Genomic DNA, 1,555 nt, shown 5'->3' with positions numbered 1-1,555 from the left:
AGTTGTATCCATAACGGTTTATAATTAAGTGCCATAGTTCATTCTCTTATCTACATAAACTTTATCGATTATAACATATAAATTGAATAAACTTATCTTTCATAACAGAAAACTTCACTCCATAACGGTTTAGCTCTTTTCGTATGTTCTTTATCGCGCCTTTACGAATATTCACCTGTTCTAATTGTCCTTGCTTGTAAAGGTCTTTGAGTTTCATTTCACTGTTGTTCTTGCTAAATAGGCCATTGTCTCTCTTTGATTATCCTCTCAAAGACCGCACCTTTTTCGTAAATCCTCTTATCTCGTTCTTTTCGTTTCTGCTCGCTTAATTTTCGTTTTAAGAGTTTCAGTTCATTGCTATTCTTCTGTGCCATTTCTTCTCGTCTTGCAATTTTTTCTTCAATGGATAACTTCGCTTTTTTCTTTGTTTCCGCCATCTTGTTCTCCTTTCTTGGCATAAAAAAAGGAAGTATCCGCTATTTGCTTTTACTTCCTCTTGGTGGTTTTATTTAATTGTTTGGCTTCTACAAATATGGATTTGTTTATTTCTGATATTCCTCTATTTTGTATCTATACTCATCCAAAAGTTGTCTTGAATAGATTTTTTCATTTGTTGAATCTCTGACTTCTTTCCACAGAATAGCAGCAACTTTTAACTTATTAGAATAAAAGCCGCTAAATTCGTCTGAGCAAAAGTCCTTTAGGAATTGATTCCATTGACAAACTGAATGATCATACTTAGCATAGTCTGACTCGCCATAGTATACTTTCAGCATATCTTGAATTGTAAAGTTTAAGTCATTCTCAGCTTTCACTTTTCTCCAAGCTGTAGCCATGTCAGCATTAAACTTGAATGGATCAATACCTGTTACAACTGAAAAATACTCTCGAAATTTTTGGTTAAAGGAAAAGCCACATTCAAGCAATGGCATATTTAAGGTTATCGCTTCGGTTTGTTTTTTGTTTACTTTCCTTACAGACTTTTCTATTCTATTTCCCTTAAAATATTCTTCTAAAATATGATTCAGCTCCTGTTTTGTACTTCTGTATTCTAATCCAAGAGACTTACAAATTTGCGAAAGCTCTTCTCGATACCAATAGTATCTGTTAAATTCTTCAAATGTTTTTATATTGCTAAAATCCGGTCGATTTTCTTTCAACTACTTACCTCCAACTTCTAATTTGTCAAATTCTCGTCCACCCCATTATATCACTTTTCCCATATTTTGTTATTCAGTCAATATGAATATTCATTCTTGTAACCACCGTATTCTTTCTTAATTTCTCTCATCTTCTTCGTTTCCATAATTATCATCAAAGCTCATCACGTCATTAGGAGTGCATTAAAGTACATTGATATTCTCTCAAAGTTTTTGAATGTAATCGGCTTATTTTTCCCCATTTGAGCCATAAGATTGGTGATAAGTCCCGCCAATCTTATAGCATCGACTTTCATCAAATCCTTTTTTATAAGTTGTATCCATAACGGTTTATAATTAAGTGCCATAGTTCATTCTCTTATCTACATAAACTTTATCGATTATAACATATAAAT

3 protein-coding genes and 1 pseudogene are annotated in these 1,555 nt (G+C 32.5%); all 4 read right to left on the bottom strand.

The features are described from left to right. Positions 1 to 61: 61 nt before the first annotated feature. The 4 genes and pseudogenes from F602_RS11020 to F602_RS10075 all read right to left on the bottom strand — a co-directional run bounded on the left by F602_RS11020 (position 62) and on the right by F602_RS10075 (position 1,507). On the bottom strand, positions 62 to 217 hold the full coding sequence (locus F602_RS11020) for a DUF3801 domain-containing protein (protein ID WP_018165945.1): 156 nt from the start codon (positions 215 to 217) through the stop codon (positions 62 to 64). A gap of 16 nt (positions 218 to 233) precedes the next feature. Beyond that, positions 234 to 437: a hypothetical protein gene (locus F602_RS11015; RefSeq protein ID WP_018165944.1), complete on the bottom strand. Its 204-nt coding sequence runs from the start codon at positions 435 to 437 to the stop codon at positions 234 to 236. 105 nt (positions 438 to 542) lie between these two features. After that, positions 543 to 1,160, bottom strand: a complete 618-nt coding sequence (locus F602_RS0100040) for an SAP domain-containing protein (RefSeq protein ID WP_018165943.1) — start codon at positions 1,158 to 1,160, stop codon at positions 543 to 545. A gap of 117 nt (positions 1,161 to 1,277) precedes the next feature. Then, a pseudogene (locus F602_RS10075) lies at positions 1,278 to 1,507 on the bottom strand (helix-turn-helix domain-containing protein). Positions 1,508 to 1,555: the final 48 nt, after the last annotated feature.

Source organism: Streptococcus minor DSM 17118 (assembly GCF_000377005.1).
Classification (GTDB): Bacteria; Bacillota; Bacilli; order Lactobacillales; family Streptococcaceae; genus Streptococcus; species Streptococcus minor.
This window is presented reverse-complemented; position numbering and strand designations above follow the sequence as displayed.